The organism is Bradyrhizobium semiaridum, assembly GCF_020329505.1.
In the GTDB taxonomy this organism is placed as follows: Bacteria; Pseudomonadota; Alphaproteobacteria; order Rhizobiales; family Xanthobacteraceae; genus Bradyrhizobium; species Bradyrhizobium semiaridum.
In genome coordinates this window covers 80,784-104,413 of sequence record NZ_JAGKJJ010000013.1, presented here as the reverse complement: position 1 = coordinate 104,413, position 23,630 = coordinate 80,784, and the positions used below count along the sequence as shown (strand labels likewise).

32 protein-coding genes are annotated in these 23,630 nt (G+C 64.7%); 3 read left to right on the top strand and 29 right to left on the bottom strand.

Annotated features, from left to right (window positions below; translation table 11 throughout):
• Nucleotides 1-35 precede the first annotated feature (35 nt).
• The 4 genes from J6500_RS17340 to J6500_RS17325 all read right to left on the bottom strand — a co-directional run bounded on the left by J6500_RS17340 (nucleotide 36) and on the right by J6500_RS17325 (nucleotide 3,655).
• A complete protein-coding gene (locus J6500_RS17340) occupies nucleotides 36-512 on the bottom strand; it encodes a hypothetical protein (RefSeq protein ID WP_225713900.1) in 477 nt (158 codons plus the stop codon).
• Nucleotides 513-817: 305 nt separating this feature from the next.
• The gene (locus J6500_RS17335; RefSeq protein ID WP_225713899.1) at nucleotides 818-1,603 is read right to left on the bottom strand and encodes an ATP12 family chaperone protein; all 786 of its coding nucleotides are present in this window, start codon (nucleotides 1,601-1,603) and stop codon (nucleotides 818-820) included.
• A gap of 303 nt (nucleotides 1,604-1,906) precedes the next feature.
• On the bottom strand, nucleotides 1,907-2,281 hold the full coding sequence (locus J6500_RS17330; RefSeq protein WP_312018219.1) for a hypothetical protein: 375 nt from the start codon (nucleotides 2,279-2,281) through the stop codon (nucleotides 1,907-1,909).
• 132 nt (nucleotides 2,282-2,413) lie between these two features.
• Entirely contained in the window at nucleotides 2,414-3,655 is a 1,242-nt protein-coding gene (locus tag J6500_RS17325; RefSeq protein WP_225713898.1) for an RluA family pseudouridine synthase, read from the bottom strand.
• Nucleotides 3,656-3,784: 129 nt separating this feature from the next.
• Here J6500_RS17325 and J6500_RS17320 point away from each other — a divergent pair, with 129 nt between their 5' ends.
• Nucleotides 3,785-4,729, top strand: coding sequence for an alpha/beta hydrolase (locus tag J6500_RS17320; protein WP_225713897.1), 945 nt, complete (start codon nucleotides 3,785-3,787; stop codon nucleotides 4,727-4,729).
• 4 nt (nucleotides 4,730-4,733) lie between these two features.
• On the opposite strand, the gene J6500_RS17315 is transcribed toward J6500_RS17320, so the two are convergent.
• Both J6500_RS17315 and J6500_RS17310 read right to left on the bottom strand, forming a co-directional pair.
• Nucleotides 4,734-6,068, bottom strand: coding sequence for a replication-associated recombination protein A (locus J6500_RS17315; RefSeq protein WP_225713896.1), 1,335 nt, complete (start codon nucleotides 6,066-6,068; stop codon nucleotides 4,734-4,736).
• The gene (locus J6500_RS17310; protein ID WP_225713895.1) at nucleotides 6,065-7,477 is read right to left on the bottom strand and encodes a DegQ family serine endoprotease; all 1,413 of its coding nucleotides are present in this window, start codon (nucleotides 7,475-7,477) and stop codon (nucleotides 6,065-6,067) included. The genes J6500_RS17315 and J6500_RS17310 overlap by 4 nt, the downstream gene beginning before the upstream one ends.
• 290 nt (nucleotides 7,478-7,767) lie before the next feature.
• Here J6500_RS17310 and J6500_RS17305 point away from each other — a divergent pair, with 290 nt between their 5' ends.
• Entirely contained in the window at nucleotides 7,768-9,366 is a 1,599-nt protein-coding gene (locus J6500_RS17305) for an OprO/OprP family phosphate-selective porin (protein ID WP_225713894.1), read from the top strand.
• 49 nt (nucleotides 9,367-9,415) lie between these two features.
• Here the strand turns inward: J6500_RS17305 and J6500_RS17300 are convergent, their stop codons facing one another.
• Nucleotides 9,416-9,796: a winged helix-turn-helix transcriptional regulator gene (locus tag J6500_RS17300; protein ID WP_225713893.1), complete on the bottom strand. Its 381-nt coding sequence runs from the start codon at nucleotides 9,794-9,796 to the stop codon at nucleotides 9,416-9,418.
• Between the two features lie 118 nt (nucleotides 9,797-9,914).
• Between J6500_RS17300 and J6500_RS17295 the strand changes: the two genes are divergently transcribed.
• The gene (locus J6500_RS17295; RefSeq protein ID WP_225713892.1) at nucleotides 9,915-10,928 is read left to right on the top strand and encodes a zinc-binding alcohol dehydrogenase family protein; all 1,014 of its coding nucleotides are present in this window, start codon (nucleotides 9,915-9,917) and stop codon (nucleotides 10,926-10,928) included.
• 150 nt (nucleotides 10,929-11,078) lie between these two features.
• Here J6500_RS17295 and J6500_RS17290 read toward each other — a convergent pair whose 3' ends face one another.
• The 22 genes from J6500_RS17290 to rpsC all read right to left on the bottom strand — a co-directional run bounded on the left by J6500_RS17290 (nucleotide 11,079) and on the right by rpsC (nucleotide 23,628).
• Nucleotides 11,079-11,873 (bottom strand): SDR family NAD(P)-dependent oxidoreductase, encoded by a 795-nt coding sequence (locus tag J6500_RS17290; RefSeq protein ID WP_225713891.1) that lies wholly within the window; start codon nucleotides 11,871-11,873, stop codon nucleotides 11,079-11,081.
• Nucleotides 11,874-12,006: 133 nt separating this feature from the next.
• Complete coding sequence (rplQ, locus tag J6500_RS17285; RefSeq protein ID WP_225713890.1) at nucleotides 12,007-12,423, bottom strand: 50S ribosomal protein L17; 417 nt, start codon at nucleotides 12,421-12,423, stop codon at nucleotides 12,007-12,009.
• 142 nt (nucleotides 12,424-12,565) lie between these two features.
• A complete protein-coding gene (locus tag J6500_RS17280) occupies nucleotides 12,566-13,594 on the bottom strand; it encodes a DNA-directed RNA polymerase subunit alpha (protein WP_225713889.1) in 1,029 nt (342 codons plus the stop codon).
• A 106-nt stretch (nucleotides 13,595-13,700) separates the two neighbouring features.
• Nucleotides 13,701-14,090: a 30S ribosomal protein S11 gene (gene rpsK, locus J6500_RS17275; protein WP_006021048.1), complete on the bottom strand. Its 390-nt coding sequence runs from the start codon at nucleotides 14,088-14,090 to the stop codon at nucleotides 13,701-13,703.
• A 125-nt stretch (nucleotides 14,091-14,215) separates the two neighbouring features.
• Nucleotides 14,216-14,584, bottom strand: a complete 369-nt coding sequence (gene rpsM, locus J6500_RS17270) for a 30S ribosomal protein S13 (protein ID WP_225713888.1) — start codon at nucleotides 14,582-14,584, stop codon at nucleotides 14,216-14,218.
• Between the two features lie 189 nt (nucleotides 14,585-14,773).
• A complete protein-coding gene (locus J6500_RS17265) occupies nucleotides 14,774-15,628 on the bottom strand; it encodes an adenylate kinase (protein ID WP_225713887.1) in 855 nt (284 codons plus the stop codon).
• Nucleotides 15,625-16,143: a hypothetical protein gene (locus J6500_RS32305; protein ID WP_249781530.1), complete on the bottom strand. Its 519-nt coding sequence runs from the start codon at nucleotides 16,141-16,143 to the stop codon at nucleotides 15,625-15,627. The genes J6500_RS17265 and J6500_RS32305 overlap by 4 nt, the downstream gene beginning before the upstream one ends.
• Nucleotides 16,144-16,159: 16 nt before the next feature.
• Nucleotides 16,160-17,491, bottom strand: a complete 1,332-nt coding sequence (gene secY, locus J6500_RS17255) for a preprotein translocase subunit SecY (RefSeq protein ID WP_225713885.1) — start codon at nucleotides 17,489-17,491, stop codon at nucleotides 16,160-16,162.
• A 145-nt stretch (nucleotides 17,492-17,636) separates the two neighbouring features.
• The gene (gene rplO, locus J6500_RS17250) at nucleotides 17,637-18,122 is read right to left on the bottom strand and encodes a 50S ribosomal protein L15 (RefSeq protein ID WP_225713884.1); all 486 of its coding nucleotides are present in this window, start codon (nucleotides 18,120-18,122) and stop codon (nucleotides 17,637-17,639) included.
• Nucleotides 18,123-18,144: 22 nt separating this feature from the next.
• Nucleotides 18,145-18,348 (bottom strand): 50S ribosomal protein L30, encoded by a 204-nt coding sequence (rpmD, locus tag J6500_RS17245; protein WP_225713883.1) that lies wholly within the window; start codon nucleotides 18,346-18,348, stop codon nucleotides 18,145-18,147.
• A gap of 36 nt (nucleotides 18,349-18,384) precedes the next feature.
• A complete protein-coding gene (gene rpsE / locus J6500_RS17240; RefSeq protein WP_021081649.1) occupies nucleotides 18,385-18,960 on the bottom strand; it encodes a 30S ribosomal protein S5 in 576 nt (191 codons plus the stop codon).
• A gap of 50 nt (nucleotides 18,961-19,010) precedes the next feature.
• A complete protein-coding gene (gene rplR / locus J6500_RS17235) occupies nucleotides 19,011-19,370 on the bottom strand; it encodes a 50S ribosomal protein L18 (RefSeq protein ID WP_139484359.1) in 360 nt (119 codons plus the stop codon).
• An 11-nt stretch (nucleotides 19,371-19,381) separates the two neighbouring features.
• Nucleotides 19,382-19,915 (bottom strand): 50S ribosomal protein L6, encoded by a 534-nt coding sequence (rplF, locus tag J6500_RS17230; protein WP_225713882.1) that lies wholly within the window; start codon nucleotides 19,913-19,915, stop codon nucleotides 19,382-19,384.
• Between the two features lie 14 nt (nucleotides 19,916-19,929).
• Nucleotides 19,930-20,328 (bottom strand): 30S ribosomal protein S8, encoded by a 399-nt coding sequence (gene rpsH, locus J6500_RS17225; RefSeq protein WP_139484357.1) that lies wholly within the window; start codon nucleotides 20,326-20,328, stop codon nucleotides 19,930-19,932.
• 14 nt (nucleotides 20,329-20,342) lie between these two features.
• Entirely contained in the window at nucleotides 20,343-20,648 is a 306-nt protein-coding gene (gene rpsN, locus J6500_RS17220) for a 30S ribosomal protein S14 (RefSeq protein WP_016843757.1), read from the bottom strand.
• 46 nt (nucleotides 20,649-20,694) lie between these two features.
• Nucleotides 20,695-21,252 carry a 50S ribosomal protein L5 gene (gene rplE, locus J6500_RS17215; protein ID WP_225713881.1) on the bottom strand — a complete coding sequence of 186 codons (558 nt, stop codon included), beginning with the start codon at nucleotides 21,250-21,252 and terminating at the stop codon, nucleotides 20,695-20,697.
• Nucleotides 21,245-21,559, bottom strand: coding sequence for a 50S ribosomal protein L24 (gene rplX, locus J6500_RS17210; RefSeq protein WP_225713880.1), 315 nt, complete (start codon nucleotides 21,557-21,559; stop codon nucleotides 21,245-21,247). The genes rplE and rplX overlap by 8 nt, the downstream gene beginning before the upstream one ends.
• On the bottom strand, nucleotides 21,559-21,927 hold the full coding sequence (rplN, locus tag J6500_RS17205; protein ID WP_011473865.1) for a 50S ribosomal protein L14: 369 nt from the start codon (nucleotides 21,925-21,927) through the stop codon (nucleotides 21,559-21,561). The genes rplX and rplN overlap by 1 nt, the downstream gene beginning before the upstream one ends.
• Before the next feature lie 75 nt (nucleotides 21,928-22,002).
• Complete coding sequence (rpsQ, locus tag J6500_RS17200; RefSeq protein WP_225713879.1) at nucleotides 22,003-22,251, bottom strand: 30S ribosomal protein S17; 249 nt, start codon at nucleotides 22,249-22,251, stop codon at nucleotides 22,003-22,005.
• Nucleotides 22,252-22,261: 10 nt separating this feature from the next.
• Nucleotides 22,262-22,477, bottom strand: coding sequence for a 50S ribosomal protein L29 (gene rpmC / locus J6500_RS17195; RefSeq protein ID WP_225713878.1), 216 nt, complete (start codon nucleotides 22,475-22,477; stop codon nucleotides 22,262-22,264).
• A gap of 5 nt (nucleotides 22,478-22,482) precedes the next feature.
• Nucleotides 22,483-22,896, bottom strand: a complete 414-nt coding sequence (gene rplP / locus J6500_RS17190) for a 50S ribosomal protein L16 (protein ID WP_016843752.1) — start codon at nucleotides 22,894-22,896, stop codon at nucleotides 22,483-22,485.
• A gap of 30 nt (nucleotides 22,897-22,926) precedes the next feature.
• A complete protein-coding gene (gene rpsC / locus J6500_RS17185; RefSeq protein WP_018272135.1) occupies nucleotides 22,927-23,628 on the bottom strand; it encodes a 30S ribosomal protein S3 in 702 nt (233 codons plus the stop codon).
• Nucleotides 23,629-23,630 lie beyond the last annotated feature (2 nt).

Here is a 23,630-nt window from a genome sequence, read left to right as displayed (position 1 = left end):
CTCGTTAACCCGGGCGCATAAGGCCCGAGTGCCACTCACTGCGGGCCGGCGACGACCGCCCAATACCGCCTGCCGTTCCAGTTCGGATCGGTGCTGTCGCTTGCAGAGAAGACGACGCCGACGTCCGGCCAGTGCGCGAAGCTTCCGCCACCGGCACTCACCTCGGTGAAGGAGCTGTGCGACGGCCCAAGAGCCGTCGTGCCTTCGTAGACAACGATGGGTGAACGCGTATCGCGCGCGACGTTGGGACGATCCGCCAAGCTGGCGAGTTCGCCATATTCAGGCGGCAGGTTGGCGCGGAATGCGGCCTTGCTCAATGGCTCGAATGGCCGGAGCAGCGGGACGACGACCTGCCCTTTCGGGCGCGGATCCTGCCAGGAACGCTGCAGCCAGAGCGCGGCGGCGAAGTACACGACAATGCCGACCACGACGCACAGCGGCACGAGACCAATATTCCAGACGAACGGAAATGCTCGGCTGGTCCGCACCGGTTCCACAATACACTGCGACATCTGCACTCACCAACGCTACACGGCCGGGCACAAGTCCGATGCCACGCCGACAGATCAAAACCTCGAGCACTCGCAATGGTGCCCCGCCCGCCTGAAGGCGAGCGCGCTCAATCGCAACGTCATTCCTAAGACGGTTTGGAACGAGCAAACGTGAAACGGTTTTTGAAAAAATTTGAGTCGCGTGCGCCGATCGACCTGCGATCCAGGCGAAAAACCGACTCAGGACAGAGTGATAATCCCGGCTAGCACCGATTCCTGTAGCAATTGAGGCGATCGCGCCCAATCATCGTGGCAGACTGTAACACTTAATCAAATACCGGTGTCCCGACCCTCAACATGCTGGCCGCGGCCTTGAAATCGACCAGCCGCGCCGCCCGGCGCACAGCGGCCTCTTCGTCGATGCCCCATTGCTCGATGTTCCAGTCCTCGTCGACATGAGCGGCCGCCCAAACCTCATCCTCGTCGCGAAAACCGTGTGCGAGCGCCAGTGCGAGCAGCGCCGAGCCCGTCAGGGTTGTCACCACATGGAATGCGGCAACCGACCACGGATCGGTCGGAAACGCGGCACGAGCCGCCTTGATCGCCGCCTCGGGCTGGCCGACATGCATGACGCCTTCGGCAAGGACGAAATGGGCGCCGAGGGCGTCCGCGGCCCAGAACACGATCGGGTCCCAATGCTGCGCCTCGCGCGCGACCAGCGTCTCGGGATGGCCTGCGCGATAGAACAGCAGATCGCTGCCGAGAAATTTTGCGGCATCCTCGGCGACCTCGTCGACACGATCGGTCACACCCTCGACGACGCTGTTGGCAAGGCGCGTCAGCGGCATGGTCAGGGGGTCGAGGGTCTCTCCCTGAGCATTCCACTCCGCCGCGGCTGCCTCGGCGATGGCGCGCACCGGCACGATCACCGGCTTGCCCGATGGCGAGCGAATCGGCTTGCCGTCGAGCGTGATCGAGAATCCGCCGTCGGTCTCCGCCACGCCGGCGCTGGTGTAGAACCGCTTGCGCTGGGGCGTGCGGATGTGGCGCCGCACCGCCTCTTGCGGATCGAGCGGAGGTTGCTGTGGTACGTCGTCGAACGGTTCGCGCATCGCGCCGGCGGCTTTCTTTGGAAAATGATCTCCCTGCAAGATATGTCAGGGACGACGGCAAATAAAGCTGATGGAACCAGCCGAATGATTGCAGGATTTCGCGCGCTGCAGGTTTTCCTGCTCAACCGAGTCGCCCATCGCGAATATCCGTGCCCAGTCGTAAAGCGGCGCACCGAGCCTTCCCGTGACCTGCCGCGTGACAGAATGACGGCTCGGCAATTCTCCCATCCGGGGCTGCAAGCTGATGCTCCGCTGCTGCCGCTGTCTGGCGCGCCGACGGCAGCGCGCCGGAGATTCGAAATGCTAATCCCGCAAGTTGGCGCAGGACCGCGAATAGGCGGCGCGGTCGGCCTGATTCAGCCCCGCGGCTGCAGCCTCGTCGAGGCAACTGCTCACGCGGTCGCCGAACGAAGTCCGGGGAGCGACACGAACGCTCGGCCGGCTCGGCAATGCATCCATCTTCGGGATCTCTGGCACGTAGACCTTGGGCGGCGGCGGTGGCTGAGGCACCGGCGGATTGTAGATCGAGCCGCCCGGCGGGATGACCTGCGCGAGAGCGCTGCCCGCGAAGGCCCAGAGCAAGCCACAAACAAGGATCAAGGATCGCTTCATGACGTATATCTCGTGACGCAGCGGCAACGGATCAAGTGATTGCTGCATGTCAACCTCGCCCGTCACATGCGAGTTCCCGCGAGCGACTTCACGGTTTCTGATAGATCGCGTGAGCGCGCACAGCGTGAGAGCCATCACGTACGGCGCGCGGGCACCATGCTGTTGGGCGGCATTGTCGATCCAGCGCGCGGCTTCCGCTTACTCCTCGGGCGCGTTCTCGATCGGGTCGAAGCGCTCGGCCTCGAGCCCCAGCAGATTCCAGGATTGCTGCATGTGCGGCGGCAGTGGCGCGGTCGCATCGATGAAGCCGCCGCGCGGATGCGGGATCACGATCCGGCGTGCCAGCAGATGCAGCCGGTTCTGCAAGCCGCCGGGCAGCTCCCAATTCTCCTTGTTGAAGTATTTGGGATCGCCCACGATCGCGTGATCGATATGCGCCATGTGGGCGCGAAGCTGGTGGGTACGGCCGGTCACTGGCTTGAGCGACACCCAGGCCAGCTTGGTCGCCGAGGTCTCCACCACCGCGTAATAGGTCACGGCATGGCTGGCGCCCTCATCGCCATGCGCCGCGATCCGCATGATGGTATCTTCCTCGTTTTCCTCCTTGGCGAGATAGGTCGAGATGCGGCCCTGCTTCGGCTTCGGCACGCCTGCGACCAGCGCCCAATAGATCTTGCGCGCGGAGCGCGAGCGAAAAGCGCCAGTGAGGTAGGACGCGGCAAAGCGCGTCTTCGCGATCAACAGGCAGCCCGACGTCTCCCGGTCGATACGGTGCACTAGGCGCGGCTTCTGTCCCTTGACGTCGCGCATCACCTCCAGCATCTGGTCGACGTGGCGCGTCATGCCCGAGCCGCCCTGCACGGCGAGACCTGCGGGCTTGTTCAGCACCAGCACGTCGTCGTCCTCGTAAAGCGTCATGTCTCTCAGTACCTGCAGCGTCTTGGTCTCCGCCTCCGACAGCACGCCGACGGTCTTCGGCGCGTCGAGCCGCAGCGGCGGAATGCGCACGCTCTGCCCCTCCTCAAGCCGCTCCTTGGAATCCGCGCGCTTGCCGTTGACGCGGAGCTCACCCTTCCGGACGATGCGCTGGATGTGGGAGAACGACAGGCCGGGAAACCTCGCCTCCAGGAAGCGGTCGACCCGCATGCCATTCTCGTCGGCGGTCACCACGACGGTCTGCACCTTGGTCGGCAACGGCAGCTCGCCCGCCGCCTTCAAAGGCTTCGGCGCGACCGGCTCCGGCCGCTCGCCGCGCGGCTCGGCAAAGCGTTTCGCCTTGCCGGGCGCGCGCTGCGCGAACGGACGGTCGCCAGCCTTGCGATCGTCCGCCTTGCGGCTGCGATGCGCCGATCCGGTCTTCGGACGATCGCTGTCGCGCCGCTTCTCAAGCTCCTTGGCACGATCGCCCGGCGATGTCGTTCTCTTGATGCGGCGGCTCATGGTGATTTTTCGGCTCCAGACCTGCATTGTGCCTAGCGCAAATGCTGCGAATCGTCACTGCGAAATCGGTGTAAATCCCGCGCAACTTCGGCCATGTTCGGCCAAATTCGGCAATCGAGGAGCCCTGCAATGAGACTGGCGATATCGGCATTGGCGGCGACGGCGATGATCGCGGGGCCGGCTCTCGCGCAGCAAAGCCCGATGCCGGAGGACCTCGCCTGGAAGCTCTTGGAACTCGGCCGCGTCATCGACCCGCCGAAGACTGCCGCGCTCTACGCGCCACTGCAACAGAAGGAGCCCTATCAGGGTGTCAAGGTCGAGCGCGACCTCAAATACGGTCCGGCCGACCGCCATCTGCTCGATGTCTTCACGCCGGAGGCCGCAGCCCCGACCCCGGCGCGGCCGGTGCTGATCTACATCCATGGCGGCGGCTTTGTTGCCGGCAACAAGCGCGTGCCCGGCAGCCCGTTCTACGACAATATCATGCTGTGGGCGGCCAGAAGCGGATTTGTCGGCGTCGACGCCACCTATCGGTTGGCGCCCGCCTTCCCCTGGCCGGCCGGCGCCGAGGACATGGGTGCGATCGTCAAATGGGTGGAGGAGAACATCGGCGCGCGCGGCGGCGATCCCGCGCGCATCTTCCTGATGGGCCAGTCGGCCGGCGCGATCCATGTCGCGAGCTATGTCTCGCACCCGGAGTTCTACAAGGTAAAGGGCGGCGGGATTGCCGGCGCGGTCCTGGTGTCGGGCATCTATGATCTAACGGCATCGCCGGTCGGCGACGCCGAGCTCGCCTATTACGGCTCCGACCCGTCGCGCTATGCCGAACGCTCCTCGCTGCAGGGCTTGGTCGCAAGCCCGATCCCGCTGCTCGTCACCGCGGCCGAGCTCGACCCGCCGCGCTTCGTCGCGCAATTCGAGCTGTTGAAGCAGGCGACCTGCAAGCGGCAGCGCGGCTGCGCGCGCAGCTTCATGCTGCCGCAGCACAGCCACATGTCGGAAGTCTACGCGATCAACACGCCGGACACGCGGCTGAGCGACGAGATCCTCGAGTTCGTCAAGAGCGTGAAGTGAGGCGCTATTTCCCGCTGCGCTCGCGCCGCAGCTTCGCCCAGTAATCCAGCCGCTTGCGGATCTCGCGCTCGAAGCCGCGGTCGGGCGGATCGTAGAAGGTCTGACGGCCGAGCGCCTCCGGGAAGTAATCCTGGCCGGAGAACGCGTCGGGCATATCGTGATCATATTGATAGCCGGAGCCGTAGCCCTCCGACTTCATCAGCTTGGTCGGCGAGTTCAGGATGTGTTTTGGCGGCAGCAGCGAGCCATTCTGCTTCGCCGCCTGCATCGCCGCGCCGAATGCGGCGTATGCCGCGTTGGATTTCGGTGCGGTGGCGAGATAGATCACGGCCTGCGCGATCGCGAGCTCGCCCTCCGGCGAACCGAGGAAGTCATAGGCATCCTTGGCGGCGTTGCAGACCGCCAGCGCCTGCGGATCGGCAAGCCCGATATCCTCGACCGCCATGCGCACCACGCGCCGCGCCAGGAACAGCGGGTCCTCGCCGGCATCGAACATCCGCGCCAGATAATACAGCGCCGCGTCCGGATCGGAGCCGCGCACCGACTTGTGCAGCGCCGAGATCAGATTGTAGTGGCCATCGGCCGATTTGTCGTAGATCGGCGCGCGGCGCTGCAGGATGTCCTGCAACTGTTCGGCGTTGAACACCTCACCCTTGCGCGCGGCGCGCCAGACCTCTTCGGCAAGCGTCAGCGATGCGCGGCCGTCGCCATCGGCCATCCGCACCAATACCGCGCGGGCTTCCGCATCGAGTGGCAGCGGCCGGCCCTCGACCTTCTCGGCATTGGCGAACAGTTTTTCGATCGCGGCCGAATCGAGCGAGTGAAACACCAGCACGCGCGCGCGAGACAGGAGCGCCGCGTTGAGCTCGAACGACGGATTCTCCGTGGTGGCGCCGACCAGCACCACCGTGCCGTCCTCCATGACGGGCAGGAAGGAATCCTGCTGCGCGCGATTGAATCGGTGCACCTCGTCGACGAACAGCAGCGTACCCTTGCCGGTCTCGCGGCGGGCGCGTGCGGCATCGAACGCCTTCTTGAGGTCGGCGACACCGGAGAACACCGCGGAGATCTGCTCGAAATGCAGCTCGGTGGCGTCGGCAAGCAGGCGCGCGACCGTGGTCTTGCCGGTGCCGGGCGGTCCCCAGAACACCAGCGAGCCGAGCGTGCGCGTCTCCAGCATGCGGGTCAGCGCCCCGTCGGGGCCGAGGATGTGATCCTGGCCGACGACGTCCGCGAGCGAACGCGGACGCAGCCGGTCGGGCAGCGGGTGCGGCGCATCCTGCTCCATCCCCGCTGCCGCGAACAGATTCGTTGCGTCGCGTGGTTGCTTCGGGCTCATCCGCCGAGCGTCACGTTGATCTGCTGGCCGCCGCGCACCAGCGTGATCCGCCAGACCCGCGTGCCGGTCTTCGAGGCCTTCTCGAGATCACTGGTGCGCTCGATCTTCTGGTTGTTGACGGCCAGGATGATGTCGCCCTTTTGGAAGCCGACATTGGCCGCGGTGCCGTCATCGGCGAGATCGGTCACGACGACACCCTCGGCGCCGGCATCCAGATGCAGCTCGTCGGCCAGCGCCGGCGAGATGTTGGCGACCTTGGCGCCCTGGAACGGCGAGCGTGCGGTCAGCACGATCTCGTCGCGGCCGGTGTCGGGCGCGGTCTCCAGCGGCACATTGAGCGTCAGCGCCTTGCCGCCGCGCTGCACCTCGATCTGCGCGGCTCCGCCGAGCGGACGGGTCGCGAAGCGATAGTCGAACGCGTTGGGATCGTCGATCGGCTGGCCCTCGATCGCGACGATGAGGTCCGAGAGCTTCAGCCCCGCCTTCGCCGCCGGGCTGTTCGGCGCGACGTTGGCGACCAGCGCGCCGGACGGCAGCTTCAGGCCGAGCGTCTCCGCGATCTCGGGCGTCACTGCCTGCAGCCGCGCGCCGAGCCAGGGACGCTTCACCGCCTTGCCGCCGCTCTTGGCAGAGGACACCACCACGCGCACCATGTTGGCGGGAATCGCAAAGCCGATGCCCTGCGACCCACCGGAACGCGAGAAGATCGCGGTATTGATGCCGGCCAGGCGCCCCGTCATGTCGACCAGCGCGCCGCCCGAATTGCCGGGATTGATCGCAGCGTCGGTCTGAATGAAGAATTGATAGTCCGTGATCCCGACTTGAGTGCGGGCAAGCGCCGAGATGATGCCGTGCGTCACGGTCTGGCCGACGCCGAACGGATTGCCGATCGCGAGCACGACGTCGCCGACCTGCAACTGGTCGGAATTGGCGAAGTCGAGCGTCGCGAACTTCTCCTTGTTGGTGTTCTTCAGCCGCAGAATCGCGAGGTCGGTGCGGCTGTCCTTGAGGACGATCTCGGCCTCGAATTCCCGCTTGTCGGCGAGCGAGATTTTGACCTGGTCGGCGCCCTCGATCACGTGATTGTTTGTGACCACGAGGCCGGTCGAATCGACCATCACGCCGGAGCCGAGCGAGCGCTGCATCTGCTCGGGCTGCTGCCCCGGCACGCCGAAGAAACGCCGGAAAATCGGGTCGTCCAGGAACGGATTGCGGTTCTGCACCATCTTGGCGGCGTAGACATTGACCACCGCCGGCTGCACCCGCTGCACGATCGGCGCATAGGACAGTTGCAGCTCCGCCTGCGAGGACGGCACGCGGCGATCCTGAGCCTCGGCCTGACGGAGACAACCTATCAGCGCCAACGCGGACAGAACGGATAGGGCAGCAAAGCGGACGGGTCGGAGCATTCTCACCTCTTGCGGAAAACGCCGGAATATAGGCGCGTTCGCCCGGCAATTGAAGGGTGCCCGGCCGGATAACTGGCCCCTCGCGGAGCGGTGCACAACCGGCCGCCGGTGCGTTGAAGCGCGCCGCCGAACTTCTATGATGCCTGTCATCTCACTGCGCCGCTCCGCCTGTTGCCCGCGGACAACAAGCGGAACTGCGATGCCGAGCGGCGCTGTCGTGCGACAGTCACGATAGACTCCTAAAGGCTCGATCAGTGAGTGGGGACTTCAAACACAACAGGGGTGCACAAATGAGTGCGACAAGACTAGGTGCAATCGCCATAGGAATAGCCGGGGCGCTCGCCGCCGTGCCGGCGCATGCGCAGTCGGCCGGCGGCGGCAGCGACGCGGAGATCGCGCTGCTGAAGCAGCAGTTGAAGATGCTCGAGCAGAAGCTCGACAGACTGCAGAAGCAGACCAACGCCAACACCGCGACGGCGGCAAGCGCGAACGCCAGTGCGAAGGCGGCGGATGCCAAGGCCGCGCGCGTCGCCAGCGCCAACGCCGCGATCCCGGTCAAGGGCCCCGTCGCGCCGTCCGGTGTCGTGGTGACGATGCCGAACAACCGGCCGACGATCTGCACCGCGGACGAACAGAACTGCGTTGCGATCACGAGCCGCGTGCACTGGGATGTCGGCGGTTACGACTATCGCCCGAACACCGCCGGCACCTCGCCGCAGAAGCTCGACAGCGGCGAGAACGTCCGTCGCGCCCGCATCGGCGTGGTCGGCAAATTCCTCGGCGACTGGAATTACGCGCTGATCTACGACTTCGGCGGCTCCTCCGACGGCTTCGGCGGCTCGGCGCCGGGATCGCTGCCGGGCGGCGGCACATCAGGCATCGAGAACGCCTATCTGAGCTACACCGGATTCAAGCCGTTCGGCGGCAAGATGGCGATCGAAGGCGGCATCATGGACGTGCCGTGGACGCTGGACGAAGCGACCAGCTCCAACGACATCCTGTTCATGGAGCGCGCCTCGGTCGGCATCATCGCGCAGAACATCGCCGCCGGTGACTTCCGCTCCGCCGCCGGCATGCGCTGGTGGAACGACCAGCTCTGGATCGGCGGCTACGTCACCGGGCCGACCACCGGCCAGATCCACTCCGCCTCCAGCCTCACGCCGGCCGGATCGTCCGAGCAGTATGGCGGCGTCGTCCGCATCGCCGGCAATCCGATCAGCGGCAAGGACTATTCGGTGCATATCGGCGCCGATGCGGAGTGGCTGGTCCAGCCGCCGCGCAACCAGGTCACGCAGGCGCAGACGCTGACGCTCAGCGATCGGCCCGAGCTGCGGATCGACCCGACGACGCTGATCTCGACCGGTGCGATCGCCAACGTCTCCGGGGCGCAGGTCTACGGCGTCGAGGCGGCGGCGACCTACGGGCCGTTCATCGCGCAGGGCGAATACTACTGGTTCAATGTCGACCGCTCCGCGAACACCGGCCTGCCGCCGTTCGGCGCGCCGAGCCTGAAGTTCGACGGCGGCTACGCCCAGGTCGGCTACGTGCTGACCGGCGAGAACCACGCCTACAACGCTGCCACGGCCTCCTATGGCGGCATCAAGCCGAAGGATCCGTTCTCGCTCGCCGGCGGCGGCTGGGGCGCCTGGGAAATCGCAGGCCGCGTCAGCACGATCGATCTCAACGATCAGATCGCGCAGGCGACCGGCATCGCGGGCGGACGGCAGACCGTCTACACCGCGGCGCTGAACTGGTACGTCAACAACAACGTCCGCTTCATGCTGAACTACCTGCACGGCGATATCGCCAAGCAGGCGTCGGCGACCTCGAGCGCGGATGTCGGCTCGAAGTTCGACGCGGTGGCGCTGCGCACGCAGGTCGCGTTCTAAGGTACTCACCTCTTCCCAACGGGGAGAGGTAAAGGCGCGCGGTCTCCGATCAGGCCGCGCGCTTCGGCTTCTTCACGACGAGCTCGGGCGCCGGCGCGCAGGACTGCCGCGCCTGATGGCGCTCGCCCCAGGCCTTCAGGATGTCGATCACCGGGCGCAGGCTCTCGCCGAGTTCGGACAGCGTGTATTCGACCCGCGGCGGCACCTCGGCGTAGACCTTGCGGATCACGAGGCCGTCATCCTCGAGCGCGCGCAGCTGCTTGGTCAGCATGCGCTGGGTGATGCCCGGCATCCGCCGCCGCAACTCGCCGAAGCGCTGGGTGCCGGCCTGCAGATGATAGAGGATCACGCCCTTCCATTTGCCGTCGATCAGGTCGAGTGCCGCCTCGACCGCGCAGCCCGGACGGCGCGCAAAGTTCTGCCGTTTCATCTGACATTTCCCAATAGTATACAGACGGGGACTAGTTCCCTGAATTTACAGTACTTGCCAAATGGACGCCAGCGCGACAGGTAGAGCGGCAGGCCATCGCCCACCACGGAGACAAGGCATGAAAGCCGTCGGATATCAGAAGTCGCTGCCGATCGAGGCAGCCGAGTCGCTGGTCGATTTCGAGACCGCAAAGCCGGAGCCGAAGGGCCGCGACGTCAGGGTCGCCGTGAAGGCGATCTCGGCCAACCCGGTCGATTACAAGGTCCGCAAGCGCGCCGCGCCGCCGGAAGGCGAATACAAGATCCTCGGTTTCGACGCGGCCGGCGTGGTCGACGCCGTCGGCCCTGATGTCTCGCTGTTCAAGCCGGGCGACGAGGTGTTTTACGCAGGGTCTATCCTGCGCCAGGGCACCAATTCCGAGTTTCATCTGGTCGACGAGCGGATCGTCGGCAACAAGCCGGCCTCGCTGTCGTTCGCGCAGGCTGCGGCGCTGCCGCTGACCTCGATCACCGCCTGGGAACTGCTGTTCGACCGGCTCGGCGCCGTGCCGGGCAAGAGCCTCGATCCGCGCACGCTGCTGATTATCGGCGGCGCCGGCGGGGTCGGCTCGATCCTGATCCAGCTCGCACGCCGCCTTACCGGGCTCACGGTGGTTGCGACCGCGACGCGGCCGGAATCGCAGCAATGGTGCCGCGATCTCGGCGCGCATGCCGTGATCGATCACGCGCAGCCGATGAAGGAGCAGATCGAGAAACTGAAGCTGCCGCCGGTCGGTCTCGTCGCCAGTCTCACCTACACCGACCAGCACTACAAGAGCATCGCCGACTTCATCGCACCGCAGGGCAAGTTCGGCCTGATCGACGATCCGCCGGAGTTCAACGTCGCCGCGTTCAAGGGCAAGGCGGTGTCGGTGCACTGGGAATCGATGTTCACGCGCTCCTCATTCCAGACGCCCGATATGATCGCGCAGCATCATTTGCTCAATGACGTCGCCGACCTCATCGACAAGGGAGTGCTGCGCACCACGCTCGACCAGACCTTTGGCACCATCAACGCCGCCAACCTCAAGCGCGCCCACGCGCTGCTGGAGAGCGGCAAGTCCCGTGGCAAGATCGTGCTGGAGGGCTGGTAGGCCTCGCGTAGGGTAGGCAAAGGCGCCAAGCACCGTGCCTACCACTTCTTTCACGGCGCAAGACGGTGGGCACGCTCCGCTTTGCCCACCCGCGGCGGCGGGCCGCCCTCCACCAAGTCGGCCGCCCCGCCGCGTGGCCGGCATTTGGTCTCACGCGATGGTGTTGATGATACCGCCCTCGGCGCGCAGCGCGGCGCCGTTGGTCGCCGAGGCCTGCTTCGAGCAGACATAGACGACCATGTTGGCGATCTCCTCGGGGCTGGCGAAGCGCTGCAGGATCGAGCTCGGCCGGTGTTGCTTGACGAAGTTGGTGGCCGCCTCCTCGACCGACTGGCCGTTCTGCTTGGCCAGATCCCTGACGAAGGTCTCGACACCCTCCGACATCGTCGGTGCCGGCAGCACCGAGTTGACGGTCACCGCAGTGCCGCGGGTCAGCTCCGCCAGCCCGCGCGAGATCGCAAGCTGCGCGGTCTTGGTCATGCCGTACTGGATCATCTCGGTCGGGATATTGAGCCCGGATTCCGAGGAGATGAAGACGATGCGGCCCCAGTTGCGCTTCAGCATACCCTGCATGTAGCCGCGCGACAGCCGCACGCCGGACATCACGTTGATATCGAAGAAGCGGCTCCAGTCCTTGTCGGGAATCTCGAAGAACGGCTTTGGCTCGAAGATGCCGGCGTTGTTGACGAGGATATCGACCTGCGGCAGCGCCGCGAGCAGCGCCTTGCAGCCGTCGGCGGTCGACACGTCGGCCGCGACACCGCGGACCTTGGCGCCCGCGACCTCGCTGCCGATCGCCGCAATGGTGGCATCGACCTTGGCCTGGCCACGGCCGTTGATGACGACCTCCGCACCTGTCGCCGCAAGGCCCTTGGCGATGGCTTTGCCGATGCCCGCGGTCGAGCCGGTCACCAGCGCAGTCTTTCCGGAAAGGTCGATTTTCATGACAAGTCTCCCGTCGGTGCTGACGGAGATATTTGCGTGCATTCGCGCCGGCGCAACCGGCGCCCGCATCGCAGATGCGCACAAAAAACGGCGCCCGAAGGCGCCGTTTTCAAAAGCCTGAATCGGGGTCGGCTTACGCCGCCTCGGATTTCGTCTCCTGCACCGGGCCGGAGTCCTGGCCCTTGGCATCGACATCGCGGTCGACGAACTCGATCACAGCCATCGCGGCGTTGTCGCCGTAGCGGAAGCCGGCCTTGATGATGCGGGTGTAGCCGCCCTGGCGGTCCTTGTAGCGGGGCGCCAGCACGTCGAACAGCTTCTTGACCTGGTCGACGTCGCGCAGCTCGGAGATCGCCTGGCGGCGAAGGGCGAGGCCGCCCTTCTTGCCGAGAGTGACGAGCTTCTCGACGATCGGCCGCAGCTCCTTGGCCTTCGGCAGCGTGGTGACGATCTGCTCGTGCTTGATCAGCGCAGCCGACATGTTGGCGAACATCGCACGCCGATGCTCGGCGGTGCGGTTGAGCTTCCGATGAACCTTGCCGTGACGCATTGACTTATTCCTTCTTCAATTCTGTCGCGGTGGTTCAGCGACAAGTTTCTCAGGTGGGCTTCCTGCGTTCGCCCAAAGTAGCGAGTAGCGAATGGTGAATAGCGAATGGTCTTCCACTCGCTATTCGCTACTCCCTATTCGCTCAGTAGTGATCCTCGAAGCGCTTGGCGAGCTCGTCGATGTTCTCCGGCGGCCAGCCCGGCACTTCCATGCCGAGATGCAGACCCATCTGGGCCAGCACTTCCTTGATCTCGTTCAGCGACTTGCGGCCGAAGTTCGGGGTGCGGAGCATTTCCGCTTCCGACTTCTGCACGAGGTCGCCGATGTAGACGATGTTGTCGTTCTTCAGGCAGTTTGCCGAACGCACCGAGAGCTCGAGCTCGTCGACCTTCTTGAGGAAGGCCGGATTGAAGGCGAGATCGGGGATGATCTCCTGCGTGACTTCCTTGCGCGGCTCTTCGAAGTTGACGAACACGTTGAGCTGATCCTGCAGGATGCGCGCGGCATAGGCCACCGCGTCATCCGGCGTGATCGCGCCGTTGGTCTCGATCGTCATGGTGAGCTTGTCGTAGTCGAGGATCTGGCCCTCACGGGTGTTCTCGACCTTGTACGAAACCTTGCGGACCGGCGAGAACAGGCTGTCGACCGGGATCAGGCCGATCGGCGCGTCCTCGGGACGGTTGCGCTCAGCGGCGACATAGCCCTTGCCGGTGGTGACCGTGAACTCCATGCGGATCTCGGCGCCGTCGTCGAGCGTGCAGAGCTGCAGCTCGGGGTTGAGCACCGTGATGTCGCCGACGGTCTGGATGTCGCCGGCGGTGACGGCGCCGGGACCCTGCTTCTTCACGACCATGCGCTTGGGGCCCTCGCCCTGCATCTTGATCGAGATGTCCTTGATGTTCAGCACGATGTCGGTGACGTCCTCACGCACGCCGGCGATCGAGGAGAACTCGTGCAGCACGCCGTCGATGTGCACCGACTGCACCGCCGCGCCCTGCAGCGAGGACAACAGGATGCGGCGCAGTGCGTTGCCGAGCGTCTGGCCGAAGCCACGCTCGAGCGGCTCGGCGACGATGGTGGCGAAGCGGGTCGCGTCCGAGCCGGGCGTCACCTGCAGCTTGTTCGGTCGAATGAGCTCTTGCCAATTCTTCTGGATCGTCACTGTTTTCACCCATGGGCCAGTCGCGTGAACGAAGCTGGCGTTGGAGTTCGCGGAACAGTCCGCGCGGTCAATTCCAAACATGCGCGGGGCGGCGCAGGGCCGCCCGCGACAAAGATCAGACGCGCCGGCGCTTGCGCGGACGGCAGCCGTTGTGCGGGATGGTGGTCACGTCACGGATCGAGGTGACGGTGAAGCCCGCAGCCTGCAGCGCGCGGAGCGCCGATTCACGGCCCGAACCCGGGCCGGCCACTTCGACCTCCAGAGTGCGCATACCGTGTTCCTGCGCCTTCTTGGAGACGTCTTCCGCCGCGACCTGCGCGGCATAGGGGGTCGACTTGCGCGAGCCCTTGAAGCCCATCGTGCCGGCCGACGACCAGGCGATGGTGTTGCCCTGCGCGTCGGTGATCGTGATGGTCGTGTTGTTGAACGACGAATTCACGTGCGCGATGCCGGAGGCGATGTTCTTGCGTTCGCGGCGGCGTACGCGGGTGGCTTCCTTGCCCATTTCAAACCTTTCCTGTGATCTCAAGCGCCGCCGTAGTGCCAGCGGCTACACCTCAAAAAGCGATTAGCGAATGGCGAGTAGCGAATAGAAACTATTCGCCACCCACTATTCGCTATTCGCAAACCTTACTTCTTCTTGCCGGCGATCGCCTTGGCCGGCCCCTTGCGCGTGCGCGCATTGGTGTGGGTACGCTGGCCGCGCACCGGCAGGCCACGGCGATGCCGCAGGCCGCGATAGCAGCCGAGGTCCATCAGCCGCTTGATGTTGATGCCGACCTCGCGACGGAGATCGCCCTCGACCAGATAGTCGCGGTCGATGACTTCGCGGATCTGCAGGACTTCCTGGTCGGTCAGCTGGCTGACACGGCGCTCGACCGGAATCTTGACCTTCTCCATGATGTCGGCGGCGTTCTTCTGGCCGATGCCATGGATGTACTGAAGCGCGATCAGCACGCGCTTGTTGGTGGGAATGTTGACGCCGGCAATACGGGCCACGGACTTCTCTCCTGTCGCCGATCCCTCACGGATACGGACTGCTCAAGTTCTTGCTGTTGCGGGCATGTGTCCACAAACGCGAACACGACGCCCTGCCCTCATATCCTTTGGGGCCCGGCATCGTCATAAAACTATCCGACTTGGATGCGGGGCTTATTAAAGGATTCATGTCGGTTTCGTCAACCGCTCCTAACGCTTAGCGCGCTTTTTTGCTGCCTTTTTTGCCGGCTTGGCGGCCTTTACACTCTTCCGGGCACTGGCCTTCTTGGGAGCCGTCTTGACGGCCTTTTTGGTAGCCTTTTTGACCGATTTCTTGGCCGATTTGGCCTTCGAGGTCCCCTTGGCGGCCTTAGGAGCCGATTTGGCGGCTTTTTTGGCCGCCTTGGCGACCTTCTTGGTGGTCTTCTTGGACGCCTTCCTGGCCGCCTTCGCCGGTTCCTCGGCCTTCGGTTCCAGCGCGCCGATCGCGGCCAGGATCCGGTTGATGTCGCGGGTGACATGCTCGATGGTCATCATGCCGTCGACGGTCAGCAGCTTCCGCCGCTCGGAATAATAGTGAATTAGCGGCTCGGTCATCGAACGATACTGGGCCAGACGCTTGGTCAGCACGTCGGGGGTGTCATCGAGGCGCACTTCCTCGCCGCGCGCGCGGGTCTCTTCGGCCCGCTTCTCGACGCGATCGAGCAGCGCGCTCTCGTTGACGCGCAGCTCGATGACGGCGTCCAGCTTGAGGTGCTTCTTCCGGAGCAGCTCGTCGAGGGCTTCGGCCTGCGGAACCGTGCGCGGGAAACCGTCGAGGATGAACCCCTTCTTGGCGTCGGGCTGCTCGATGCGGTCGGCGATGATTCCCACCACGACCTCGTCCGGAACCAGGCCGCCATTGGCCATGATCTCCTTGGCCTGCAGGCCGATCGGCGTGCCCGCGGCGACGGCCGCGCGCAGCATCTCGCCGGTGGAGAGCTGGACGATGCCGTGCTTGTGCACCAGCCGCTGCGCCTGGGTCCCCTTGCCCGAGCCCGGCGGCCCCAGAAGAATCAGTCTCATATGCGTTCGCCCCCACGATTGGTGAGCGATAGATCGCGCACCTGCTTTTTCAGATCAAGAATAGTGCAAACCACAATCAGCACAGAACCGCCACCAAAGTTATAGGGTAGCACTGGCCCGCTGGCCAACTGGACCGCCGGAATCAGCGATACACGACGAGGTAGACGGCTCCGACGACGGTCGTCAACGACGCGATGCGGTCGAGATGGTCGGCGGTTGCATCCCCCGGCGCCACACCCGGTATCGTGCCCCCCTGCGCCTGCAGGGTCGCGGCGGCGTGCTCGGGATCCAGCACGCGGCCGTATAGATGAATAGATGAAGGCGAGCGCAAACACCGCGATCGACACGGGGACGATGTAGAGCGGCTTTCCGTAACTTAGCTGTGCGTATGCAGTGGCCAGCCACGGCGTCTGCCCGAACACCGCTGCCGCGAGCGCCAGCGGCAGGAAGAAGCCGAACCTGAAAATGAGCAGCGCGCCGATCGTGATTGCGATGCGGCGCGCCAAGTCGCTCATTGGTCGGTGGTATCCATTACCTGCGGCGTCCGCGCAGCTTCGACTTGCGGATCAGGCCCTCATACTGGTGGGCCAGCAGATAGCCCTGCACCTGTGCCACCGTGTCCATCGTCACGCTGACGACGATCAGGAGCGAGGTGCCGCCGAAGTAGAACGGCACTGACGCGTAGGAGATCAGGATTTCCGGGATCAGACAGACGATCGCCAGATAGATCGCGCCGAGCACCGTGATGCGCGACAGCACGTAGTCGATGTATTCAGCGGTGCGCTCGCCGGGCCGGATGCCCGGAATGAAGCCGCCATGCTTCTTCAGATTGTCCGCGGTCTCGGTCGGGTTGAACACGATCGCGGTGTAGAAGAACGCGAAGAACACGATCAGCGCGAGGTACATGAACAGAAACAGCGGCCGACCGTGGCTGAGCTGGGTCGTGATCCACTGGAACCACTCCGGGCCCTTGCCAGCGTTGAAGTTCGCGACCGTGGCCGGCAGCAGCAGCAGCGACGAGGCGAAGATCGGCGGGATCACGCCCGAGGTGTTGAGCTTGAGCGGCAGGTGCGAGGACTGGCCCTCGAACATCTTGTTGCCGACCTGGCGCTTCGGATACTGGATCAGCAGCCGGCGCTGCGCGCGCTCCATGAACACGATGAAGGCGATCACGGCAACCGCCATCACGATGACGATCAGGATCAGGCCGGTGGACATCGCGCCCTGGCGACCGAGTTCCAGCATGTTGGCGAGGGCCGCCGGCAGCTCCGCGACGATGCCGGCCAGGATGATCAGCGAGATGCCGTTGCCGATGCCGCGCGAAGTGATCTGCTCGCCCAGCCACATCAGGAACATGGTGCCGCCGGTCAGCGTGATCGTGGTCGAGAGGCGGAAGAACATGCCGGGATCGCTGACCACGTTGCCGGCGCCCTCGAGGCCGATCGCGATGCCGTAGGACTGGAACGCGGCCAGGATCACCGTCAGGTAACGCGTGTACTGGTTCAGCGTCTTGCGGCCCGCCTCGCCCTCCTTCTTCAGCGCCTCGAGCTGCGGCGACACGGTGGTCAACAGCTGCACGATGATCGACGCCGAGATGTACGGCATGATATTCAGCGCGAAGATCGCCATGCGGTGGATGCCGCCGCCGGCGAACATGTTGAACATGCCGAGGATGCCGCCGGACTGGCTGCGGAATACCTGGTCCCAGATGTTGGGATCGATGCCAGGCAGCGGGATATAGGTCCCGAGCCGATAAACAAGCAGCGCACCCAGGGTGAACCAGATGCGCTTCTTCAGCTCCTCGGCTTTCGCCAGCTGTCCGAAATTGAGGTTGGCGGCAAGTTGTTCGGCTGCTGAGACCATTGTTTCGGCTTTCTCCCGGAGCCCCTTGCCGACGCCCCTGCTTCGGGCCGCCGGCCGACACCGGACATTATCTGGTGCTCGGCTCCGATAAATCCATCGTTTGATCCGCGGATGCCCGCGCGGTGCGCGGGCAATGACGCAGATGTTACGCCGCTTCGCCGTCTTCCTTGGCGGGGGCCAGGATCTTGACCGAGCCGCCGGCCTTTTCGACCGCGGCAATCGCCGACTTGGAAGCGCCGTACACCTCGATCGTCAGCTTGGTCTTGATCTCGCCGCGGCCGAGCAGCCGCACGCCGTCCTTGGCGCGGCGCAGCACGCCGGCCTTGACCAGCGCTTCCGCGTTCACGGTCGCGCTCGGATCCACCAGCTTGTTGTCGATCGCTTCCTGCAGCCGGTCGAGATTGATCTCGGCGAAGTCGAGCCGGAAGATGTTGTTGAAGCCGCGCTTGGGCAGACGGCGATGCATCGGCATCTGGCCGCCTTCGAAACCCTTGATGCGGACGCCCGAACGCGCGGTCTGGCCCTTGCCGCCGCGGCCCGAGGTCTTGCCCTTGCCGGAACCGATGCCACGGCCGACGCGCATCCGTTTCTTGCGGGCGCCGGCGTTGTCGGCGATCTCGCTGAGCTTCATCGCCCTTCTCCTTATATCTTGCTTACTCGCCGACGACGCGGACGAGATGCTGGACCTTGCTGATCATGCCGCGAACTTCAGGAGTGTCCTGCAGCTCGGAAACCCGGCCGATCTTGTTGAGCTTGAGGCCGATCAGCGTCGAACGCTGCGAGTGATGGCGGCGGATTGCGCTGCCGATCTGCTCGACCTTGATCGTCTTGCTGGCCTCGTTGTTGGCCTTGGCCATCGTCTTAACTCCAGGTAGCGCCAGAGGCGCGCGTTGTTACTCCGCCACCACTTCGGCGTCGCCGCCGACGCGGCGCGACTGCAGGGTGGAGACCTTGATGTTGCGGCGAGCGGCCACCGAGCGCGGCGAATCCTGATGCTTCAGCGCGTCGAAAGTGGCGCGAACCATGTTGTAGGGGTTCGACGAACCGATCGACTTCGCAACCACGTCCTGGATGCCGAGCGTCTCGAACACCGCGCGCATCGGGCCGCCGGCGATGATGCCGGTACCCGCCGGAGCCGTGCGCAGATAGACGCGGCCGGCGCCGTGACGGCCGGCGACGTCGTGATGCAGCGTGCGGCCCTCGCGGAGCGCGACGCGCGTCAGGTTGCGCTTGGCCGATTCGGTCGCCTTGCGGATCGCCTCGGGCACTTCGCGCGCCTTGCCGTGGCCGAACCCGACCCGGCCCTTCTGGTCGCCGATCACAACCAGCGCCGCAAAGCCGAAGCGCTTGCCGCCCTTGACGACCTTCGCCACGCGATTGATGTGGACGAGCTTGTCGACGAACTCGCTGTCGCGCTCCTCGCGCTCCCTGCTCCGTTCGCGGCCGCCGCGTTCGCGTTCACCTGCCATGGTGTTTTCCAATCTCTAGGAGGCTTGCGCCTCTTTCCTCATAAAATCCGTTAGAAGCTCAATCCGCCTTCGCGCGCCGCATCGGCGAGCGCCTTGACGCGCCCGTGATAGATGTACGCGCCGCGATCGAACACGACTTCCTTGACGCCCTTCTGCGCAGCCCGCTCGGCGAGCAGCTTGCCGACCGCCTTGGCCGCATCGATGTCGGCGCCCGTCTTGCCGGCCTCGCGCATCGACTTCTCCAGCGACGAGGCCGAGGCCAGCGTCTCGCCCTTCTGGTCGTCGATGACCTGGGCGTAGATGTGCTTGGACGAGCGGAACACCGACAGCCGCGGGCGGCCGCCTGCCGAGCGGCGAAGCGCAAGGCGCACGCGTTGCTTGCGCCGGGCATTCGTAACCTTGAGTGACATGACCGGCTCCGTTACTTCTTCTTGCCTTCCTTGCGGAAGATGAATTCGTTGGCGTACTTCACGCCCTTGCCCTTGTAGGGCTCCGGCGGACGGTAGGCGCGGATCTCGGCCGCGACCTGGCCGACGCGCTGCGGGTCGTTGCCGGTGATCGTGATCTCGGTCGGCTTCGGCACTGCGATGGTGATGCCTTCCGGGATCGCGTAGATCACGTCGTGGCTGTAGCCGAGCGCGAGCTGCAGGTTCTTGCCCTGCATCGCGGCGCGGTAGCCGACGCCGGTGATCTCGAGCTTCTTCTCGAAGCCCTTGGTGACGCCCTCGACCAGGTTGGCGACCTGGGCGCGCGCAGTGCCATACAGCGCCTGCGCGCGGTTGGTCTTGGCGCGCGGAGCGACCTTGACCTGACCGTTCTCGAACTTCACCTCGACGTCGTCATGCACGACGAACTGAAGCTGGCCCTTCGGCCCCTTCATCTTCACCGTCTGGCCTTCCACGGTCGCCGTCACACCCGACGGGATCGTCACCGGCCGCTTGCCGATACGTGACATCGTAAAATCCTTCCTCAGAACACCGTGAAGAGAACTTCACCGCCCACGTTCGCCTCGCGCGCCTCGTGGTCAGCCATGATTCCCTTCGGCGTCGACAACACCGAAATGCCGAGACCGTTGTTCACGCGCGGCAGGTTCTTCACCGAGGCGTAAACGCGGCGGCCAGGCTTCGACACCCGCTCGATCTCGCGGATGACGGGCTCGCCGTCGAAATACTTCAGCTCGATCTCGAGCTCGCTGCGGCCCGAGGCGTGCTCGACGCTGGCGTAGCCGCGGATGTAGCCCTCGGACTTCAGCACTTCGAGCACGTTGGCGCGCATCTTCGAGCCGGGGCTCGAGACCTTGGACTTCGAGCGCATCTGCGCGTTGCGGATGCGGGTGATGAGATCGGAGATCGGATCGTGCGTAGACATGTTCCGCCCCTCCCTTACCAGCTCGACTTCACGAGGCCGGGAACCAGGCCCTTGGAGCCGAGTTCGCGCAGCGCGATGCGCGAGAGCTTGTTCTTGCGATAGTTCGAGCGCGGACGCCCGGTCAGCTCGCAGCGGTTGCGGATGCGCGTCGGCGACGAGTTGCGTGGCATCTCGGCGAGCTTCAGCGTCGCCGCGAAGCGCTCTTCCATCGGCTTGGTCTTGTCGGCGATGATCGCCTTCAGCTTCTCGCGACGCGGGCCGGCGTTCTTCGCCATCCGCTTGCGCCGGTTGTTCTTCTCGACTGAACTCTTCTTTGCCATGCTTGGCTCCTGGGTATCCGCGTTTGAGTGGCTTCGGCTCAGCTACTCACTGCCGGAACGGGAAATTGAAAGCGGTCAACAAGGCGCGCGCCTCATCGTCGGTCTTAGCGGTGGTGCACACCGTGATGTCCATACCGCGGGCTTCCGAGACCTTGTCGAAGTCGATCTCGGGGAAAATGATGTGCTCCTTGATGCCGAGCGAATAGTTGCCGCGGCCGTCGAAGCTCTTCGGGTTCAGGCCGCGGAAGTCGCGGACGCGGGGCAGCGCCACGTTCACCAAGCGGTCGATGAACTCGTACATATGGGCCTTGCGCAGCGTCACCTTGCAGCCGATCGGCTGGTTCTCGCGCAGCTTGAAGGTCGCGATCGCGATCCGCGAATAGGTCACGATCGCCTTCTGGCCGGCGATCTGGGTCAGTTCGGCAGCGGCGGTCTCGGCCTTCTTGCGGTCGTTGACGGAATCGCCGACACCCATATTCAGCACGACCTTGTCCAGGCGCGGCACCTGCATCACGTTGGCATAGCCGAACTTCTCGGTCATCATGCCGCGGATCTTCTTGTCATACTCCGCGCGCAGGCGCGGCACGTAAGCTGTATCAGCCATCGATCTCTGCTCCCGAGCTCTTGGCAATACGAACCTTCTTGCCATCGGCCTGAATCTTGAACCCGATGCGGGTCGGCTTGCCGTCCTTGCCGACATACGCGATGTTGGACAGGTGGATCGGCGCCTCCTTGGAGATGATGCCGCCTTCCTGGGTCTGGCTCTGCTTCTGGTGGCGCTTCACCATGTTGACGCCGCGCACGAGAGCCTTGTTCTCGTCCGGACGCACCTCGAACACCTCGCCGGTGCGGCCCTTGTCGCGGCCGGTCAGCACGATCACCTTGTCACCCTTGCGGATCTTGGCAGCCATCACAGCACCTCCGGCGCGAGCGAGATGATCTTCATGTGGTTCTTGGCGCGCAGCTCGCGCGGCACCGGCCCGAAGATACGGGTGCCGACCGGCTCCGACTGGTTGTTGATCAGCACGGCGGCGTTGCGGTCGAAGCGGATCACCGAGCCGTCGGCGCGGCGGATGTCCTTGCGGACCCGCACCACGACGGCCTTCATGACGTCGCCCTTCTTCACCTTGCCGCGCGGAATGGCTTCCTTGATCGACACAACGATAACGTCGCCCACGGTGGCATAGCGGCGCTTGGAACCGCCAAGCACCTTGATGCACATGACACGGCGTGCGCCTGAATTATCGGCCACGTCGAGGTTGGTCTGCATCTGAATCATTGATGCACCTCGTCCTCTTTCTGCGCTTTAGCGCGCTCAAAATTTCCCTGAAAACCTTCGGTCAAGCCGAAGCAATCAGGCCGTTTTCCTGTGTTCGCCCCGGACCACGGTCCAGCGCTTCAGCTTCGAGATCGGCTTCGACTCTTCGATCCAGACCATGTCGCCCGGCTTGAACTGGTTGTTCTCGTCGTGCGCGTGGTAGTTCTTGGAACGGCGGATCGTCTTCTTGTAGATCGGGTGGGTGAAGCGGCGATCGACGCGCACCACGACGGTCTTGGCTTGCTTGTCGCTGACGACCACGCCCTGCAGAGTACGTTTCGGCATAGCTGGCCCCTTACTTCGTCTTGGTCTTGGTCGCGCGCTTCTCAGCGGCGATGGTCTTGATACGGGCGATGTCGCGGCGGGCTTCCCGCATCCGCGAGGTGTTCTCCAGCTGCCCGGTGGCGCGCTGGAAACGCAGGTTGAAGCGCTCCTTCTTCAGGTTGAGGATCGCGTCTTCCCGCTGGTCGTCGCTCATCGCGCGAATGTCTTCAACTTTCATCTCGGCCATGGCGATTACTCCGCAATGCGCGCAACGAAGCGCGTCTTGATCGGCAGCTTGGCGGCAGCGAGCGACAGCGCTTCCTTCGCCGTCTGCACCGGCACGCCGTCGATCTCGAACATCACGCGGCCCGGCTTGATCCGGACCACCCACAGCTCCGGCGCGCCCTTGCCGGAGCCCATGCGGACTTCGGCGGGCTTCTTCGACACCGGCACGTCCGGAAACACGCGGATCCAGACGCGGCCGGCGCGCTTCATGTGACGGGTCAGCGCGCGGCGGGCGGCTTCGATCTGACGGGCGGTGACGCGCTCAGGCTCCATCGCCTTCAGGCCGAACTGGCCGAACGCCAACGTCGCGCCAGAGGTCGCAACGCCGTGAATACGGCCCTTATGCGCCTTCCGGAACTTCGTTTTCTTAGGTTGCATCATGGCTTTAAGCCCTCAAATTCCTTACTTGCCTCAAGCGGCGTCGCGGCGCGAACGCGGCGTGTTGTCGCCCTCGGCCATCTTCTTGTCCTGGGCCATCGGATCGTGCTCGAGGATCTCGCCCTTGAAGATCCAGACCTTGACGCCGCAGGTGCCAAAGGTCGTGAACGCGGTGGCGACGCCGTAGTCGACGTCGGCGCGCAGCGTGTGCAGCGGCACGCGGCCCTCGCGATACCACTCCATGCGCGCGATTTCGGCGCCGCCGAGACGGCCCGAGCAATTGATGCGGATGCCCTCGGCGCCGAGGCGCATCGCCGACTGCACGGCGCGCTTCATGGCGCGGCGGAACGCGACGCGGCGCTCCAGCTGCTGGGCGATCGATTCGGCGACCAGGGTCGCATCGAGCTCCGGCTTGCGGATTTCGACGATGTTGATCACGACGTCCGACGAGGTGATGTCGGCGACCTTCTTGCGCAGCTTGTCGATGTCGGCGCCCTTCTTGCCGATCACGACGCCCGGACGCGCGGAGTGGATCGTCACGCGGCACTTCTTGTGCGGACGCTCGATCACGATGCGCGCGACGGCAGCCTGCTTGAGCTCCTTGTGCAGGATCTCGCGGATCTTGACGTCCTCATGCAGCAGCTTGCCGTATTCCTGCTTGCCGGCGAACCAACGGGAGTCCCAGGTCCGGTTGATGCCGAGACGCAGCCCGATTGGATTGATCTTTTGACCCATCG